Origin of the sequence: Paenibacillus sp. FSL R7-0179, from assembly GCF_038002265.1 — a bacterium.
Taxonomy (GTDB): Bacteria; Bacillota; Bacilli; order Paenibacillales; family Paenibacillaceae; genus Paenibacillus_AQ.
Genome location: NZ_JBBOCC010000001.1, coordinates 2,158,901 through 2,177,323, shown reverse-complemented (window position 1 = coordinate 2,177,323; position 18,423 = coordinate 2,158,901). Strand labels below are relative to the sequence as shown.

Sequence of the window (18,423 nt, the reverse complement as noted above, 5' to 3'; positions counted from 1 at the left end):
GGCTACATGGACCTCGGTTACTTGGTGAACGCGGTTGTACCAATGTTTAAACCCAATGTAATTGCATTGGGTTTTTTCTTTGTCGGGAATGGAATAAAGTTTTCGGCAACCTACAGCTTCGAACTAACCTGCCGTTAGCTTAATGAAGCGCCCACCATTCTATACTTTATTTTCTTTGGACACCCAATCACCCTCACATCAAATTCTAATCTAAAATCAATGCCTTCCAGTTCCTCCCCCTTTAAAAATGTTTTGAAAAATTAATGGAGAATTTTTTAAAAAAGCTGATAAATCAGGGGTTACTTGATCATCAGGACTTAATTTACTGTGCCGAAAATCGTTACAAACCTATGCCAAACAATGTTCCAAATGTTGATAATATGCCTTAAACTAATAATTCTTGTAATTCATTCCTTTGCTTATATTATCACCGGTATCTCGCAGCGGCATGGATATCGATATTGCAAAGATAAAAACCTTAAAGAAGGGAATGTCCCAATTCATGTTATAAAAAACAATTCATTGTTCTTCACCTAAAATGCAATATAAGCATGATCAACTTTGATTTTATCTCATAAGAAGAAACAGCACTATACCCACCATTACAGTGTTCCTTAGGCTATTGTTATCTCATTCAGATCTTATAAACTGTCTCATTCAGTGCTATAACTTGTCTCATTTAATGTTATAACTCACAGTTATAAAGGTTGGTTAAGATAATTCCCCCGCTGCCGCATTCCCTCAAAAAGCAATATCGTCGCGGCCATCGCGGCGTTCAGCGATTCGGCGCGGCCGGCCATGGGGATGAGGATGCTTTTGTCGACTAGCCGGGCTGTCTCGGGCGAGATGCCTTGGCCTTCGCTGCCGATCAGCAGCCACTGGCTGCCGTGAAAATCATGGGTGTAGCAGGAATCCTCAGCCGTCAGCGAGGTGCTGACCAGCAGCGCCCCGCCCTCCCGTGCCTGCGGGAGTATGGTACTTAGCTCTCCCTCCACTACCGGGAGATGGAACATCGAGCCCATCGTGGACCGGATGGTCTTCGGGTTGAAGAGATCGGCGCAGCCCCGGCCGAGGATCACGCCGTCCGCGCCCGCCGCATCCGCGCTGCGGATGATGGTGCCTACATTGCCGGGGTCCTGGACCCCGTCCAGCACCACAACCAGGCTGTCCGGCTTCGACAGAATAGCCTCTAGGCCCTGTTGCTCCTTCCGCACAATGGCGAATACCGGCTGCGGGGTGCCCGTGCTGCTGCACTTGGCAACCACTGCCGCCGATACGCCGATGACCTCCATGCCCTGTATGGCCTGAAGCAGCGGCTTCAGCTCAGCCGGCATGCCTTTATCAAGATCAAAGGCCAGGCATTCCACATCTGCTTCCGCCTGCAGGGCCTCCTGCACCAGATGAATGCCTTCCACGATATATTTGCCGGACCGGTCACGGTGCTTCTTCTCCTGTAGTCCGGCCCATTCCTTCACCCGCGTGTTCTGCGGCGACATAATTTCCATAGGGTCCTACCTTTCTGTTGCTTACAGATTCCTATTGATAAGCCATTTCCAGCTTCGTCAGGTTATCCTTCCGTCCGACAATGACAAGGACATCACCATCGGTCAGACGGTCCTCCGCTCTGGGAGAGATATTCATTTCCTCGCCCTGACGGATCGCCATCACATTGCACCCATATTTGGCGCGTATATCAAGCTCCTGCAGGTTCTTACCCAGCATTGGCCCCGAGACCTTCATGTCGAGAATGCTGTACTCCGGTGACAGCTCGATGTAATCGAGGATGTTCGGAGAAGCGAGATGATGCGCCACGCGCATCCCCATGTCCCGCTCCGGGTAGATCACCTTATCTGCTCCGATTTTGCCCAGTACCTTGCCGTGCAGCTCACTTTTGGCTTTGGCGATAATGGCAGGTACGCCCAGATCCTTCAGGATCAGCGTTGTCAGAATGCTGGCCTGAATATCTTCACCGATGGCGACTACCACCACATCGAAGTTACGGATGCCCAGCGCACGCAGCGCCTCTTCATCCGTGGAGTCCGCAGATACGGCATGGGTCACAATATTGGAGATTTCCTGGGTGCGCTGTTCATCCGCATCAATGGCCAGCACCTCATAGCCCATCCCGCTGAGCGCTTTGGCCACACTTGAGCCGAAGCGGCCCATGCCGATGATCGCATACTGTTTTTTTGCCATTAAGCCTTGTCCCTCCCGCACATATAATACATCTCACACAGTATAGCATAAGCCGTTATAAACTTGAATGTTCAGCGCTCCCGCAGGGCACCTTATAAGAAGGCTGCTTATACCTGACTAAGCTCCTGCTTTCGAAGTCAGTTGTGCGATGCTGATTCAGGAAGCAGATGCTCACAAAACTTTAAGGAGGCCGATTATGCCAGTCACCCTTGATTTGCGCCAGGCCATCATTCACAAGGTGCACGGCCAGTCCGAAGAAGGTCTGCGGGAGGTCATTGAGAATTCCGTAGACGGGCCGGAAGCCGCGCTTCCCGGACTGGGTGTCGTCTTTGAGATGATCTGGAAGGACCTCGACCCTGCGAAGCAGGACCGGGTTCTCTCTATGCTGCACAGACATCTGGACAAGCTTACCCCAGGGTCCATCACCTCCTAGAGGAGGCCCATCCCGCCAAAAACCTCCGCACCCCACCGTGCAGCTGCACGGGTGGAGGCGGAGGTTTTTTATAGCCTAATCATGCATATGCTAAACTAAGCATCTTACTTCTATAACACCCATCAAGGAGCAGTCTCCAGGAACTTCGCGGTCGGATTCTTCTCCATCGCGGTCCGCATGGCGTATTCGTTCTCGAACAGCACTACGTAATTGCCCTTCTTGTCCGTAACCAGAGTGGAGTTGATCCGGAACTTGCTGGCATCCGGCTTGTTCTCATCCACGATCCAGCGTGCGAACTGGTAGCTCATACGCTGCAGCTGCACATCCACGCCATATTCACCCTTCATACGGTACTCGAACACCTCGAACTGCAGCTGTCCGACTACACCCAGCAGAATATCATCGAAGTTGACGGTACGGAACACCTGGATCATGCCCTCTTCGGTCAGCTGGTCAATCCCCTTTTGGAATTGCTTCGATTTCAGTGCATTCTTGATGGTGACTTTGGAGAAAATCTCCGGCGAGAAGGTCGGTAGCTCATCGAATTCGATATCTCCAGCCTGACTGAGCGTATCGCCAATCCGGAAAATGCCCGGGTCGAACAGGCCGATAATATCCCCCGGATATGCCTCTTCCACAATGTCCCGGTCTTGGGCAAGGAACTGCTGCGGCTGGGACAGCTTGATGTCTTTGCCGGCACGTACATGCTTCACACTCATTCCGCGCTCGAACTTGCCGGACACGATACGCAGGAACGCGATACGGTCACGGTGTGCGGGATTCATGTTCGCCTGAATTTTGAATACATAGCCGGTGAATTTCTCATTCGTCGGTTCTACAGAGCCCGCTGTACTGCGGCGCGGTTCAGGCTTCGGCGCAAGCTCCAGGAAATTATCCAGGAACGTCTGCACACCGAAGTTGTTGATCGCACTGCCGAAGAATACCGGAGTAATCTCCCCGCGCAGCACCTTCTCATAGTCAAAAGGATCGCCCGCTACATCCAGCAGCTCCAGATCCGCGCATAGCTGATCATGCAGGTACTCCCCCGCCATCTCACGGATAATCGGGTCGCGGTAGCTCTCTACCTTCTGTACTTTAATTACGGAATGGTCATCGCCCTGGAACAGCTCGACCTGATTCTTCATCCGGTCATAGACACCGCACAGCTCACGGCCCATCCCAATCGGCCAGTTCATCGGCACCGAGCGGATGCCCAGCACATTCTCCAGCTCCTCCATCAGATCAAACGGGCTGCGGCCTTCGCGGTCCAGCTTATTAATGAAGGTGAAGATCGGAATGCCGCGCTTCGCGCAGACCTGGAACAGCTTGATGGTCTGTGTCTCCACACCCTTGGCTACGTCGATCAGCATGACCGCACTGTCAGCCGCAGTGAGCGTACGATAGGTGTCTTCACTGAAATCCTGGTGACCCGGAGTATCCAGAATGTTCACCCGGTGGTCCAGGTAATCAAATTGCATTACGGAGGACGTTACCGAGATTCCGCGCTGCTTCTCAATTTCCATCCAGTCACTGGTGGCGTGCTTGCTCGCCTTACGGGCTTTGACTGTACCTGCCAGACGGATGGCGCCTCCGAAGAGCAGCAGTTTCTCGGTCAGTGTAGTTTTCCCCGCATCCGGGTGGGAAATAATCGCAAAGGTTCTGCGTTTGTCGACTTCACTCTGAAGCTTATGGTCCGTTGCTTTATTCATTGCACATATCCCTTCATCTATAAATTCATGCTTACTTCTGCCTCAATTCCCGGATCGGTCAAATCGGTCTGCTATTCATGGATTCAGATCCTTTCTTATAAAAATCAACAAAATTCAACGTCTATTTCTTGAACGTAACGTTTACCATGTATAGGATCATCTATAGCGCTAGGCTTAGAAATCTTTATATTGAAAGCATCCTTCTCAGTATAGCAAAATCCGGCAGAGATTATCTACAAAAAAGCGCCTGTAGTGAAATATCTTATATTATAAATTCATGATCCAGCAAAAAATCCCCCTGCAGCGGAATGCAGGAGGATCTGTAGCCATTCTTCTTCAGGGACTAGCGGTTAACCTGCCAGACCACATTGTCTTCATCCTGGCCGTTGACCGGCCACCAGTGGAAGCCTTCTCCGGCAAGCAGCTGGTCGGCTTCAACCGGACCCCACGAGCCTGCAGGATAGGAAGCCAAGTCGTTGCTCTCTTCCTTCCACGCCTTGGCAATCCGGTCCACGAAGGACCAGGCCGAGGACACTTCATCCCAGCGGGTGAAGTAGGTGGAATCGCCGCGTGCAGCATCATGCAGCAGACGCTCATAAGCCTCCGGCGAGTTAATGCCGATCATGCAGCTCTGGCAGAAATCCATGGCCAGCGGCTGAATCTCGGATTCCGAGCCCGGCTTCTTCGCATTGATCTTCACATAGATGCCTTCCATCGGATTGACGCGGATGACGAGCAGGTTCGGCTCAAGCTTGTGCTTCTGGCCCAAGTAGACATTGGTCGGCATTCCTTTGAATTCTACAACCACTTCCGTGGTCTTCACAGGCAGGCGTTTGCCGGTGCGGATATAGAAAGGAACTCCAGCCCAGCGGAAGTTATCGACGAACACACGGGCTGCGAAATACGTTTCTGTATTCGATTCCGGGTCCACTTTGTCTTCCTGGCGGTAAGCCGGAAGCGTCTTGCCCTTGTAGAGACCTTGCGTGTATTGGCCGCGGACTACGTTCTCACGGACCTCATCAGCAGTAGCATAAGGACGCAGCGAACGAAGAACCTTCACCTTCTCATCACGGATATCTTCAGCCAGGAGACGGCTAGGCGGTTCCATAGCAATCATCGTCAGCAGCTGCAAAATATGGTTCTGGCCCATATCGCGCAGCGCCCCCGCATGATCGTAATACCCGCCGCGTTCTTCGACACCCACCGTCTCGCCGAGTGTAATCTGAATGTTGGCAATATGCTTGTTATTCCATAACGGCTCGAAGAAGGCATTGGCGAACCGGATCACTTCAATGTTCTGAACCATTTCCTTGCCCAGGTAGTGGTCAATCCGGTAAATCTCCTCTTCCTTGAAGACCTGGCGGATCTGTTCGTTCAGTTCCTCAGCGGATTCGAGATTGTAGCCGAACGGCTTCTCGATGACCAGTCGGTTCCAGCCTCTGGCCTGCAGCATCCCGCCTGCCTTGAGGTTGAAGGATACGCTGCCGAACAGCTCAGGCGCAAGCGCCAGATAGAACATGCGGTTGCCCGGAATATGGAACTTCTCTTCCAGCCGCTCCGTCTGCTCATTCAGCTCACGGAAGCCGTCAATATTATTGATGTCGAGTGACTTGTATTCAAAATGCTGTACGAACTCATTCCATTCCGCAGCATCTCCTGCCTGATACCGGCAGAACTCGCGGATGGATTCCTTCACATCTGCCCGGAATTCATCCTGGGTACGGGGACGCCGAGCCACGCCAACTACCGCAAAATCATGAGTCAGCTTGCCTTCACGGTACAAACTGTAAATCGCCGGAAAAAGCTTACGCCGCGCCAGATCTCCGGTTGCCCCGAAGATAAAGAATACAGCACCGGGTGTATGCAGTGCATCAAGGGTTTGATTTTCAGCCATGGCTCCTCATCTCTCTGTATGTAATATAGTTGACATTCATTCTCATCGCCTGGTATGAAACCACATACGACTATAGGCGTGATGTCATTTTATCATAATTGCACGGAGGATGCCATCACATTCCTGACAGTTTCTCTCGGGATTTCGCACTTTTCCATTACTCTTTCTTATGCCTTCAGCGGATTATGCTTATATTATGTCATTTACCTCAGTATTCGATTGTAATTAATGGCATTCCAAGGGTAATCCGGTTCTCGTCCGTGTTGACGTTCTTGTGAACTGCGAGCTGGAGGGCCAGGGCGTGGTTACCGCTGCTGACCATGCGCTGAAGACCCGGCACACTATAAGAATGGCTGGATGTAGAGACGTCAGCGTAGCTCTCCTCTGCCTGAATTCCGGGAAGCTCTGCGGCCAGTAACTGCTCCGCAGCAAGGAGTGCTGCCTGCGTTCCGCCCTGCGCCTTCGCTGGTGCCTGCAGCGAAGCATTCCACTCCGCAGCAATTCCCGCCTGGAGCATCGCCTCTCCTGCATCCGCCGCTGCGTCCGGCAGCTCCGGGGAGCCCAGAAGATCCGCCGTCTCCAGCGTAACAATACAATAGCTGCGTCCGCCGCCAAGCTCACTCCAGAACAGGGTCAGCTGTGTGCCGCCGCTGAGCTGCGTCGCAGAACGCCAAGCCCGGTGTCCTTCATCATCTGCGCTGCTAATTTCACCGAGCCCTAGCCGGTTGCTAAGGCTCTGTACCGCAGCCTCAGCAGCCTCTTCGCCGCTATATTCCCCCTGCCATTTCAATACGAGCCGGAGCGGCGCGCCGGGAGCGGAGGCCTCTCCGCCCAGTGAGGTCAGCAGAGCCAGGGATTCCCGAAGCTCTCCAGCAATTGTAGAAGCAACAGCATTCTTCTGTACACCGCTTACTCCTGCGGGCTCTGCGCTGCGGAATCCGCTCAACAGCAGCAGCGCACAGATCCCCGCCAGCACCAACACCAGTATCCCCTTGCTCCGCCCTTTATTCCCCACTTCGCATCTCCCTCTCAACCCGTTCTAGTAATCTACTAGACAGGTTATCCAATTTCAGAGAAAGATATACGAGCGAAGGCAAAAACACTTCCAAGATCATCCGGGCGGACTCACTTGAAAGTGCTCTATCGCTAGACCGGCCCTATTCCGCCAGTCCATTCTTATATGCATAAATAGCCGCCTGGGTCCGGTCTTCAACGCCCAGCTTGGCAAGAATATTCGTGACATGGAATTTCACCGTCTTGATTCCGATAATTAATTGATCGGCAATGTCCTGGTTGGACTTGCCTTGAGCTAACAGCTTCAGTACTTCCATCTCACGTTCCGTAAGCTCTTTGTAGGCAGGTGACTCACCTCTTGCATTGGAACGGAAGCGGTTCATCATCTTGGAGGCTACCTGCGACTCCAGCACCGACTGGCCTCTTGCAGCTGCCCGGATCGCATCTGCGACTTCGCTGGCCCGTGAGGTCTTAAGCAGGTAACTGAAGGCTCCGGCTTCAATCACCGGGTACATCTTCTCATCATCCAAATAACTGGTCAACACAATAACCTTACAATCCGGGTACAGCTTCAGCAGCTGTCTGGTCGTCTCAATTCCGTCCATGCCGTCCATTACCAGATCCATAAGCACCACATCCGGCGTATACTCCTGGGCCAGACGGATGCCCTCCTCGCCGCTTCCCGCTTCCCCGACGACCTCAATGCCATCCTCGGTGCCGAGCACCGCAGCAAGCCCGATCCGGACCATCTCATGATCGTCTACAAGCAGGACCTTGATTGCATCATCTTCTTCTATCTCCATCGTTACACCTGCCCCCTATTCATTGACTACCGGTACGGTAATATCGATCCGCAAGCCTTTGCCGGGAGCGGTGATGAACTGGATCGAGCCCCCGATCTCAGTAATCCGCTCCTGCATATTCGACAGACCGTAGGAGGTCTGCTTGCTGTCATCCATCTCGAAGCCGATTCCATCATCGCGCAGCGTCAGCCGGACCGTATCCCCCCGGCGGTGCAGGCGGATCTCCATCTTCTCCGCTTTGGCATGGCGGAGCGTATTCGAGATAGCCTCCTGCACAATACGGAACAAATGGTTCTCCACGCCCTTCAGCAGCTCTACACCCTGATCCATCTCGAACACAATATCAATCGGCACCTTGATCTTCAGTTCCTTAATCAGCTCCTGCAGACCTTCCTCCAGCCCCTTGCCTTCCAGATAGACCGGTCTTAGATGCAGCAGCAGTGCCCTCATCTCCGACTGGGCTACGGCTGACATCTCCTCGATCAGTGCGATTTGCCGCTGTGCCTTGTCAAAGTCCTTCTCCAGCGTCCGGCCCACGGCCGTTGCTGTCATTGAGATGGCGAACAGCTGCTGCGATACCGCATCATGCAGCTCCCGTGCCAGCCGCTGCCGCTCCTCTATGATTGCCGTAACCCTGGCCTGCTCAGCAAGCTTCGCGTTATTGGTCGAGAGCCGCTGCAGCGTATTCACCTGATTCTCCCACTTGCCGCTGATCCGCCCGAGCTGTTCCCCGAGCCGCCCCAGCTCATCATTGCCGAGGTCAGGCATGGCCGGGGTGAGATTGCCTTTCTCCCAGGCGACCAGGGTGGCCCGCAGTAATTCCAGCTTGCGCTTGCTGCGGAAGCCCTGATAGAATCCGTACCCGATCCCAAAAGCCATAGGAAGCAGAATTAGCGTCAATCCTGTCCTTACGCCAATCCGCCAGTCCTCGAATGGCCGTAATAAGCCATATGTATACATAATATATGTAATAACGAGCAGCATGAACAAAGAGAACAGAGCTCCCTCACCCATACTTCGCGTTACCATGTTACTGCTTTTTTTGTCCATGCCGGGAGCTCTCCTTTCTCTCTTGGCTCTAACATACTCTTAAGGGAAGCGTACGTCCAGATCCCCCATCAGATAAGAAATGTTAAATTTCACTTTATGCTCGCAGCTGTCATAGTTGGGTGACTTCCAGTTCAGCCGGTTCAGCATCCCCGTATCGCGGTTACTGCCGGACTCAATCGAGCCGAACAGCACAAATGCCTCAATCTCTACCCCGTAATCCTCAGACAGCAGAATATCCACATCACCAAAAATCCCCTGATACAGCATAATCGTCTCCTGCTCTTCCGCCATGGCCAGGGAAAGATCCACATCCACCTCACCCAGCACATGCCAGGCGCTCAGGCTGCGCATCACCCAAGGCGAGAGATCCCAGTCGAACCGGGAAGAAAAGCTTTGCTTCTGCACAAACCCCGCCTTGCGCTGCATTCTTTTCGATTTGACAAAGAACATCCCCAGCGAAACCAGGCAAATGCCAAGCACCAGCAGCAAATGATCCAGCAGCAGCAGCACCGCTCCGACTCCCATAAGCTTATAGCCTTGCTTGACCCTGCCCGACGTCGTCCGGTAGATTCCCAGCAGCAGGAACAGGAGTGCGACAATGGAGAAGAAGCCGATCCATTTGCCAAACATCATCAAGCAGCCTACACCAATCAATCCGATGGCAATCAACCGGTTCCGTTTATCCATTTCCGCACCTCCTAAGAGTTTTGCAAAGCAAAACTGACTTCGTAAGCATTAGCTGAGTTTTGCAAAGCAAAACTGACTTCGTAAGCATTGGCTGAGTTTTGCGAAGCACTACATCTTCAGCCTGCTGCATCCGCTACAAAAGCCATACCGGTATGGAGAATCCATACCGTATGGCTTTACCTTGATCAGCATATCATATCCGGCTGCTCTTTAGGAACAGGGATTATTGTTCTTTTTTATTCAAAGGAGGGGCTGCAGGAGTTGAGTTCAGCTTGTTCTTAAGTGCCGCAAGCTGCTCCTCTACCTTCAGTTCCTTCTCAGGATCTACCGGCTTAGCATATGCGGTTGCCGAAGGGCTATACGGAGCGCGCATCACATCTGCTTCCGCTTCGAGCTGCATGATCTTTTCTTCCATGCGGTGGAATCCAAGGGAGGCACTTCCGCTTTCAATGGAATGTACGCTGCTGATCTGGGACATTTGCTTCTTGGCCTTAGCCATTTGAGCGCGGGATACCAGTTCATTGCGTTTGTTGCGCATCTTGTAGAACTCATCCTTCATATCATGCAGCTGCTGCACCAATTCCTTGGCTTGCACTTCAGCCTGTGCGTGAAGCTCGCCATACTCGGTAAACTTCTGGTCGAAGTAGATTTTCTCTTCCAGCAGCTTACGGGTTACTTCCTCCTGCCCGTTCTTCAGCGCAAGCTCAGCCTGTGCCCCGCGTTGTCCGGCTACCTTGGCAGCTTCGTCCACACGCTGTTTCATACGGCGTTCATTAGCCATCTGCTTCGCTACAGTTACTTCAGCCTCATGAATCTCAGCCTCCATATCGCGCAGATACTGATTCAGCATCACAATCGGGTCCTCTACCTTATCCAACATATCGTTTACCGACGCCTTAGTCATATCTTTAATCCGTTTGAATACTCCCATAATTTACACTTCTCCCTTCTCGTATTTAGCAAGTTTTTGTTTGAGCTCTTCCACTTCTTTTTGCAGTGCCTTCTTCTCGATATCCTTCATCATGGCATCCAGGCCAGAATCGGGAGCTGCGTGAGCACTTGCCTTGTCATAGCCGGGATTGTAGCCCGGCTGTCCGCCATAGGGGCCATATCCCTGAGGTCCTTGGTGCGGAGCCTGTGGTCCGCGGCCATATTCAGGTCCGCCGGAGTAAGGTCCGCCGTACGGGCCACCCGGCGCGCCGGGTCCGGGACCGAAGGGATTGTACTGGTTAGGTTCCTTGGCAATCACCATTGCCGCGATAAAGTATACGAGGATCGTAGCTCCGCCGCTAAATGGAATACTGATCACCAGCAGAATCCGGAACAGGGTAGAGTCAATGCCGAGTGTCTCGGACAATCCGCCTGCCAGCCCTGTCATTACTTTGTCTCTTGTTGAACGATACAATCGGGTCATACTACTACTCCTTTCTGCCATCATTGTTCAGCTTCTCCTTTAGGCGGGCCATTTCTCTTTCGAGTACGGTTGCCACGGTCTCTCCGGCCTGCACCGCATATTCCTGTCCCATCCGGCGCAAGTCGCTCAGGCTTTTGGCTTCAAGCTCCCAGTCGGACATTTTGTCTTCCAGACGGCCGAACATTTTGGGAACATCTCCGCCGCCATAAGCACCCGCTCTTTGATTCATGCGTTGCTGCAACCGCAGCGACTCCATCCGTGCTGCATAGAACTGGCGTTTACTGTATACCGTCTGATACTCCATTTTGAGCTCGTTCAGCTGGGATTCCAGTTCGAAGAGTGATTGCTGGCTCGTCTCCAGCAGCCCGCTGTATTGCTCCAGCTTTTCCTCGTGGATAATTTTCTCCTGCAATGCCAGCTTGGCCAGATGATCTTCGCCTGCCTTGAGTGCGAGTAGCGCCTGCTCTTCACGTTTGTTCCTCATAGCGGTAGCCTGATTCACCTGCTGCTGCAATTGCTTCGTATGAGAAGCGTACTGCTGGTACAGCCGTTCGGCCTCCCCAATCTCTTCACGGGTTGAATGTAGAAATTGATCAATCAGCTTCACCGGATCCTGGCTCTGCTCCAGGCGTTCATTCAAGTTGGCTACGGTGATGTCCCTCATTCTGCGAAAAACACTCATGATTTCCTGCTCCCTCCCTGCTTCTTAATAAGTATGGACTATGTGTATTAGTATGTTCTGCTTTGTTTGCCTCTGAGTACCGAGATGCCCCACACTACCAGAGCAATACCCAGCAGCGGACCGATAATCCAGGAAAGCTTGGAGATCAGGGACATGACACCGATGAACAGCACCACCCAGCCGATAATCTTGCGGCCGCTCTTAATTCCGTAGTATCCGAGCGCAACCAGCACTGCCGGGAACAGGATACCGAAGATTCCTGAAATCAAGTGGGGCAGAATGCCAAGCAGCATTACCGCTCCGATTACAATCAGCGCAATCGCAAGTCCGTTACCTTTATTTCTTTGCATTTGTTATCACCGCCTTTCGCTGCTCTCTCTTTCTTATACCCTTATTCTAGGGCAATCCCGCATCTTTCAAAACAGACTGTGGACGGTTTTATGTACTGGACCTTAGTCGGGGATGGTTGCAGGACTTGGGCGTCTGGGCGATGCCTGTCGGCCGAAAAGCTCTATACACATGGGATAAAAGCATACCAAAAAGCCGGATGCTCTGTTAGAGTACCGGCTGTTGATGAGTACAGGATAAGGTCGTTATTTGTTGAAGACTTGCGCAGCAAGGCTATCCAGAATTTCCTCACTGAGAAACGGGGCGAGGGGCAGTAGCGCTTTAACGCCTTCTTTTGTAGAAATAGCTACTGCAAGTTGGTCCAGCATCTCATCACTAATAAATGGAGCGAGGGATACCAGTGCCTCCGAACCTTCCTGCATCAAGACAGTCTCAGCAAGTTCATCCACCATCTCATCACTAATAAATGGGGCGAATTCCACCAGTGCCTTCAGACCTTCTGCGGCATATACCAGCTTGGCCAGCTCGTCCAGTCTTTCATCACTAACGAATGGAGCAAATTCCACCAGTGCCTTCAGACCCTCTGCGGCGTATACCAGCTTGGCCAGCTCATCCAGCATCTCATCACTAACGAATGGAGCGAATTCCACCAGTGCCTTCAGACCCTCTGCGGCATATACCAGCTTGGCCAGCTCGTCCATTACTTCCTCACTGACAAACGGGGCCAGCTTCAGCAGGGGCTCCATCCCTTCCCTTTCAAACACCTGCTTGGCGCATGAATCGAGAGTCTCCTCGCTCAGGAATGGCGCAAGTGCCAGCAGATCCTCTACAGCGGCCCCGTCCTTCACATGCTCAAATGCCTCACCAATCTGCTCATTATGAAGAATTGGCGCAAGATCTGAGAGCTCTTGAGCCGTTCCTTCCCCCCGCTCAAAATAATCTGTGCCGCCATGCTCCAGTACACTCCCGATTATGCGGGAGCCCTGTCCTTGTTCTTCCCCAAGGATCTCATCGATCCCCACGCCAAAGATTTCTGCCAGCTGCGGAAGCTTGGAGATGTCCGGCATACTGTTGCCTCGCTCCCAATTACTCACCGCCTGATAACTGATGCCCAGCTGGTCCGCAAGCCCCATTTGAGTCAGACCGGCCAGACCTCTTAATCTAACGATATTCCGGCCCACTTTCAACATATCAAACATACTCATCACTCCTTCGGCTAAGATGCTCTCAGTCTAGCGGCCGCTGCTGCGGTTGTATATCAAGCGCTGCTTGAGTTGCCGCCGGCTGTGGCTTACTTCGGAAAAGAGTCACCAAAACCACGGCCCCGATAATGATCACGGCAGCGATCAGGGTGTTCAGGGTAAGCTGTTCGCCTACCAGCGCCCAGCCAAGCAGCACAGCGACTACCGGATTAACGAAGGCATATGTGGAGACGAGGGTAGCGTCAGCATTCTTAAGCAGCCAGATATAGGCTGTATAGCCGACAATGGAGCCGAAGGTGATCAGATAGGCCAGAGCCAGGTAAGATCGCATAGAAATGCCGGAGATATGAAGTGTGGACCAATCGCCGGTAAAATAAGAGAATATCACCAGCAGCGCGCCTCCTGTCAGCATCTGCGCCGCTGTCGCCATCAAGGGTGAGCCCGGCATGGCCGCGTTTCGGGAGTACATCGACCCCACTGCCCAGCTTATAGAAGCTGCCAGCACGGTAATAATTCCGAACAGATCAGTAGCGCTCCCCGTCTCCCCCTTCCCCGGTTGGAAGACCAATACAGCGATGCCGAGCAGTCCAAGTGCGATTCCTGCAATGACTCCGGTATTCGGCCGTTTGCCGCCGCGTCCAAGCCAGCCCATCAGCATCATCCAGACAGGCACTGCCGCCACAATGAGCGAAGCGATGGAGGAAGCGACCCTTTGCTCTGCCCAGGCTACAACCCCGTTGCCCCCAAGCAGCAGCAAGGCACCAACAATTGTTGAGGCGCGCCATTCACGCTTTACCGGACGCTTCGCTCCGCTTAATCTGGCTATGATATAAAGGACCACACCTGCCGTGAAAAAGCGGACCCCCGCCATCAGAAAAGGCGGCATCGTCTCGATGGCAATCTTCATGCCGACATAGGTGCCTCCCCAGAATAAATACACAAATAAGAGCGCAATTCCCACTACATACACTGAATTAGCCTGTGATTTGTTCTTCATAAGGTATTCTCCTTTTCTTCCTTAAGACCATTGCTGTTCGTCTTACTCTCCGGCAGTCCGCCGCCAAAAATGCTCCCCTCCGCAAGCCCCGACACGAACCGCTGCAGCCAGGCATAGTACTCGGCCGCATGCTCCAGCTTCTCCAGATCTCTGAGGCAGGCTTGTCGCTCCTCTTCGGGTGTGTCTGCTGCATGGGCCAGTGCCTTGAGGCCCGGGACCCCGGCTGCCATCGCTTCCTGCATCACATCGATCTCCCGCTGAAGCTTCAGGGTGAAGAAGTTCCGGAAGGCCTCGAAGAAGTCTGTCTCCGCTGCATACAGCTCCTTCCGCTCACGCTTCTCCGGTAGCTTCGTAACCATCCGGGAGGCGATCAGGGAGCGGACTCCGTAGCTCATGTTGCTTTTACTCATATTCATGACCTGCTTCATTTCCTCCAGCGTCATCGGCTTGTCCTCGAAGAACATCACCCCGTACAGCTGTCCGAAGGAATAATTCGCTCCATATAAATCCATGGTCTGGGCTATGGCATCGATCACCGGGCCGAGCAGCTGCTCCCGGGGCGAACGGTGCGTATGTTCCTCGCCGAATGCGGCCTGCTTCATCAGGTGGCACCTCATTTTCACATAGAATCGTTCTCTCTACACTACACAATACCGCAGCTATACGGTAATCATCCTACAAATTTTACACAAAATCCGACCGGGTTTTACCCCCGCTTGACCACAAGGCTGGCTCATGAGTGTACAATTTTTTTTGAACAGAGGAGCTGTCCTCTGCATTATACCGCATCAACCAATATGGATGAAATGGAGAATATGGACGAAAATGACACGTTCAAAGTTAATCAGCGGCCTCAGGCCCGTGCTGTTCACTCTGCCGGCCATGATCCCGTTCGCCGTGTTCTGGCTTGCGCCACTGCTGTATGTGCTGTATCTCAGCTTCACGGAATGGGATTTCATGAGCCCGGAGAAAACCTTTGTCGGCTGGGAGAATTATACCGATCTGCTCAGCAACCCGGCTTTTTACAAAGCGCTTAGGGTGACCGTACTCTTCTGCCTCGGCAGTGTGCTGCCGGTGATCCTGCTCGGATTGGGGCTGGCCCTAATAATGAACAAAAAGCTAAAAGGATCGGCACTATATCAAGTGCTGCTGTTCTCGCCTTGGGTGACGCCAACCGTCGCTGTGTCTATCGTTTGGTCCTGGATCTATCAGCCTGAAGCGGGACTTGCGAATGCGGTGCTTAACTTCTTCGGCCTGGACTCCATCGGCTGGCTGCAGGACCCCAAATGGGCATTAACCGGTGTCCTGCTGGTCACGATCTGGAAGTCGGTAGGCTGGGCAATGATCTTTTATCTGGTGGCCCTGCGCAATGTGCCTTCCGATCTGCTGGAAGCCGGGGAATTGGACGGGGCAAGCCCGGTGCAGAAGTTCCTGCGGATTACATGGCCGCTGATCTCACCGACCACTCTTTTCTTATTCGTGGTACAGCTAGTCTCGGCACTTCAGGCCTATGACCAGATTAATGTGCTGACCCAGGGCGGCCCGTCCGGCTCCACCCGTACTCTGCTCTATCTATATTATCAGTCTGCCTTCGAATCGTTCCAGATTGGAGAGGCTTCTTCCGTAGCTGTCGTTCTGGTCTTGATCTGCATGCTGCTGTCGGTCCTCTCTTTCGGGATCAGCAAACGGACCACTCATTATCAATAGAAGCTATCTCATCCACTCCTAAGGAGGTCTCACCGCTTGCCTATATTCTCACGTATCAGCGGGCTGGTCCATCAGATTTTTTTCGCCGCGCTTGCTCTTCTGATGGCCTTCCCGTTCTATTGGATGGTTACGAGTGCCCTCAAGACCAATGATGAAATCTGGCGTTCCCCGCCCACCCTCTGGCCTGAGGTGCCGCTGTGGGGCAACTTCGCCGCTGCCTGGAACGAGGCGCCGTTCGCCAGATATATGGGTAACAGTATCTTCGTCGCTGTCTCCATTGTCCTCCTGCAATCGATCAATTCCGGGATGATGGCTTATGCGCTGACGCATATGAAATTCCGCCTGAAGGGCGTTTTTGCCGGAGTGATTCTGTTCGGTTATATGGTTCCTGCAACGGCAGTCTACCTGCCCGGCTATCTGGTCCTCTCTGAGCTGCACTTGCTGAACTCCTATGCGGGCCTGATTCTCTCCAACTGTGTGAGCATCTTCTCGATCTTCCTGATCAGGCAGGCCTTCCTTCAAGTCTCGCATGAGCTGGTGGAGGCCGGTGAAGTAGACGGTGCTTCGCATATGCGGATTCTCTGGACGATCCTTGTACCGGTCACAAGATCCTCATTCGCCGTGCTGGCGCTGATCACCTTCATTGACCAATACAACAATTACTTCTGGCCGATGCTCATTACGAAGGACCCCAGCCTGCAGCTGGTCTCGGCCGGTCTGCGCAGCTTCTTCGTGGAAGGAGGTGCTTACGGACTGAAATGGCCGCTCATCATGGCCGCCAGCGCCTTCACAATTGCCCCGCTGCTGCTAGTCTTCCTGCTGGCGCAGAAAACGATAATGCAAAGTGTCAACATGACTGCAGGCTCAAGCAAAGGCTAACACCCAAACTTCCATACCCAAGAGGAGAATGATGATGAACGTTTTCAAAAAAGTATCTGCAGTATCCCTGATCGCCGGACTCTCCGTACTCACTGCTTGCGGCGGAAATGCCGCTCCCGGCAATGCAGCCACAGCAGGCGGAGCAGCCTCCGAAGTCCCTGTTGCCAATGCTGCTCCGGCAGGAGGCGCACCAGTCACGATTGAATTCTGGTATGGGCTCGGCGGCAAGCTGGGTGAAAACATGGAATCGCTAATTCAGAAATTCAACGCCTCCCAGCAGGAGGTTGTTGTCAAGGGGATCGTGCAGGGGGATTATACAGAGACCGAACAGAAGCTTCAGGCCGCGATTGCTGCCGGGCAGGTCCCGGCGGTGGTTCTCTCCTCCAATATCGCTTGGGCGCGCAAGGGTTATTACGCCCCGATGGATGAGCTGATTGCCGGGCAGCCGGACTTCAATAAAGAGGATTTCGTCCAGACCTTCCTGAACCAGGGCCAGGTGGACGGCAAGCAGTATTTCCTCCCGATGTATGGATCGACCCAGGTGATGTACTACCGTAAGGATGCTTTTGCGAAAAGCGGCATAGACGCCAGCCAGATTAAGACCTGGGAAGACCTCGCTGCGGCCGCGAAAAAGATGACCGTCTCCGAAGGCGGCAAAACCACCTTCTACGGCTGGGAACCGATGTGGGGCTCCGGCAATATGATTGATGCCGCTCTCAGCAAAGGGGGCAGTATTCTTAGTGAGGACGGCACCAAGGTCACGATTGATTCCCCGGAGTGGATCGACACCTGGGAGTTCTTCCGCAAAGCCATTCATGAGGATAAGACCATGCGTATCCATTCCGGCGGACAAGGCTGGGAGTACTGGTACAAGACGATTGATGATGTGATGAAAGGCCAGGCGGCCGGATACACCGGCTCCAGCGGCGACCAGGGCGACCTCGATTTCAGCGTCGTCTCCGCTATGGAGCAACCAGGCTGGGCCGGAGCCGGCGAAGGCAAACCTGTCGCCGGGGCGAGTATGGCCGGTATTCCTGCCCAAGCCGGAGACGCCGAGAAGCAGGCAGCGATGAAATGGCTGACCTACTTCACAAGCTCCGAGAATACGGCTTTCTGGTCCATAAACACCGGATATATTAGCGTACGCCAGTCCGCCCTGCAAGATCCGGCCTTCGTTGCCTTCAGTGAGAGCAACCCGCAGATCAAGATTCCTTTGCAGCAGGCGGCTCATGCTTCCGCTCCGTTCCAGGACCCGACCGGCGGCAAGATTAACGATGCGCTTAAGATCGCTGCGGACAAGGTGCAGATTGAAAATATTCCGGCAGCCGAGGCGCTGAAGGAAGCGCAGCAGACAGCTCAGGCAGCACTGGATAAGCTGAAATAGAACGTTATGCCGGTATGCAGATAT

19 protein-coding genes are annotated in these 18,423 nt (G+C 53.2%); 4 read left to right on the top strand and 15 right to left on the bottom strand.

The window, feature by feature from the left end; translation table 11 throughout:
• Positions 1–698 precede the first annotated feature (698 nt).
• Both MKX63_RS09710 and MKX63_RS09705 read right to left on the bottom strand, forming a co-directional pair.
• Complete coding sequence (locus MKX63_RS09710; protein WP_341016757.1) at positions 699–1,505, bottom strand: TrmH family RNA methyltransferase; 807 nt, start codon at positions 1,503–1,505, stop codon at positions 699–701.
• 31 nt (positions 1,506–1,536) lie between these two features.
• On the bottom strand, positions 1,537–2,196 hold the full coding sequence (locus tag MKX63_RS09705; protein WP_036700269.1) for a potassium channel family protein: 660 nt from the start codon (positions 2,194–2,196) through the stop codon (positions 1,537–1,539).
• A gap of 196 nt (positions 2,197–2,392) precedes the next feature.
• Between MKX63_RS09705 and MKX63_RS09700 the strand changes: the two genes are divergently transcribed.
• Positions 2,393–2,629 carry a small acid-soluble spore protein SspI gene (locus tag MKX63_RS09700; RefSeq protein ID WP_036700271.1) on the top strand — a complete coding sequence of 79 codons (237 nt, stop codon included), beginning with the start codon at positions 2,393–2,395 and terminating at the stop codon, positions 2,627–2,629.
• A gap of 122 nt (positions 2,630–2,751) precedes the next feature.
• Here the strand turns inward: MKX63_RS09700 and MKX63_RS09695 are convergent, their stop codons facing one another.
• The 13 genes from MKX63_RS09695 to MKX63_RS09635 form a co-directional block, all read right to left on the bottom strand.
• Positions 2,752–4,338 carry a peptide chain release factor 3 gene (locus tag MKX63_RS09695; protein ID WP_340751756.1) on the bottom strand — a complete coding sequence of 529 codons (1,587 nt, stop codon included), beginning with the start codon at positions 4,336–4,338 and terminating at the stop codon, positions 2,752–2,754.
• Between the two features lie 343 nt (positions 4,339–4,681).
• A complete protein-coding gene (gene zwf / locus MKX63_RS09690; RefSeq protein WP_341016755.1) occupies positions 4,682–6,232 on the bottom strand; it encodes a glucose-6-phosphate dehydrogenase in 1,551 nt (516 codons plus the stop codon).
• 208 nt (positions 6,233–6,440) lie between these two features.
• Positions 6,441–7,247 (bottom strand): YwmB family TATA-box binding protein, encoded by an 807-nt coding sequence (locus MKX63_RS09685; RefSeq protein ID WP_341016753.1) that lies wholly within the window; start codon positions 7,245–7,247, stop codon positions 6,441–6,443.
• A 142-nt stretch (positions 7,248–7,389) separates the two neighbouring features.
• Complete coding sequence (locus MKX63_RS09680) at positions 7,390–8,049, bottom strand: response regulator transcription factor (protein WP_341016752.1); 660 nt, start codon at positions 8,047–8,049, stop codon at positions 7,390–7,392.
• A 15-nt stretch (positions 8,050–8,064) separates the two neighbouring features.
• Complete coding sequence (locus MKX63_RS09675) at positions 8,065–9,099, bottom strand: sensor histidine kinase (RefSeq protein WP_341016751.1); 1,035 nt, start codon at positions 9,097–9,099, stop codon at positions 8,065–8,067.
• A 39-nt stretch (positions 9,100–9,138) separates the two neighbouring features.
• On the bottom strand, positions 9,139–9,786 hold the full coding sequence (liaF, locus tag MKX63_RS09670) for a cell wall-active antibiotics response protein LiaF (RefSeq protein ID WP_341016750.1): 648 nt from the start codon (positions 9,784–9,786) through the stop codon (positions 9,139–9,141).
• 223 nt (positions 9,787–10,009) lie between these two features.
• On the bottom strand, positions 10,010–10,717 hold the full coding sequence (locus MKX63_RS09665; protein WP_036700284.1) for a PspA/IM30 family protein: 708 nt from the start codon (positions 10,715–10,717) through the stop codon (positions 10,010–10,012).
• A gap of 3 nt (positions 10,718–10,720) precedes the next feature.
• On the bottom strand, positions 10,721–11,200 hold the full coding sequence (locus MKX63_RS09660; protein WP_341016749.1) for a PspC domain-containing protein: 480 nt from the start codon (positions 11,198–11,200) through the stop codon (positions 10,721–10,723).
• A 4-nt stretch (positions 11,201–11,204) separates the two neighbouring features.
• A complete protein-coding gene (locus MKX63_RS09655; protein ID WP_341016747.1) occupies positions 11,205–11,882 on the bottom strand; it encodes a PspA/IM30 family protein in 678 nt (225 codons plus the stop codon).
• A gap of 47 nt (positions 11,883–11,929) precedes the next feature.
• A complete protein-coding gene (locus MKX63_RS09650; protein WP_341016746.1) occupies positions 11,930–12,232 on the bottom strand; it encodes a LiaF transmembrane domain-containing protein in 303 nt (100 codons plus the stop codon).
• 243 nt (positions 12,233–12,475) lie between these two features.
• A complete protein-coding gene (locus MKX63_RS09645) occupies positions 12,476–13,429 on the bottom strand; it encodes a helix-turn-helix domain-containing protein (protein WP_341016744.1) in 954 nt (317 codons plus the stop codon).
• Positions 13,430–13,457: 28 nt separating this feature from the next.
• Positions 13,458–14,429, bottom strand: a complete 972-nt coding sequence (locus tag MKX63_RS09640) for an EamA family transporter (RefSeq protein WP_341016743.1) — start codon at positions 14,427–14,429, stop codon at positions 13,458–13,460.
• Positions 14,426–15,031: a GbsR/MarR family transcriptional regulator gene (locus tag MKX63_RS09635; RefSeq protein WP_341016742.1), complete on the bottom strand. Its 606-nt coding sequence runs from the start codon at positions 15,029–15,031 to the stop codon at positions 14,426–14,428. The genes MKX63_RS09640 and MKX63_RS09635 overlap by 4 nt, the downstream gene beginning before the upstream one ends.
• Positions 15,032–15,254: 223 nt before the next feature.
• Here MKX63_RS09635 and MKX63_RS09630 point away from each other — a divergent pair, with 223 nt between their 5' ends.
• Genes MKX63_RS09630 through MKX63_RS09620 form a run of 3 tightly spaced genes read left to right on the top strand, consistent with a single transcriptional unit; the run spans position 15,255 to position 18,399 of the window.
• On the top strand, positions 15,255–16,136 hold the full coding sequence (locus MKX63_RS09630; RefSeq protein ID WP_341016741.1) for a carbohydrate ABC transporter permease: 882 nt from the start codon (positions 15,255–15,257) through the stop codon (positions 16,134–16,136).
• A 36-nt stretch (positions 16,137–16,172) separates the two neighbouring features.
• Positions 16,173–17,015, top strand: coding sequence for a carbohydrate ABC transporter permease (locus tag MKX63_RS09625; protein ID WP_341016740.1), 843 nt, complete (start codon positions 16,173–16,175; stop codon positions 17,013–17,015).
• A gap of 34 nt (positions 17,016–17,049) precedes the next feature.
• On the top strand, positions 17,050–18,399 hold the full coding sequence (locus tag MKX63_RS09620) for an ABC transporter substrate-binding protein (RefSeq protein WP_341016739.1): 1,350 nt from the start codon (positions 17,050–17,052) through the stop codon (positions 18,397–18,399).
• Positions 18,400–18,423: the final 24 nt, after the last annotated feature.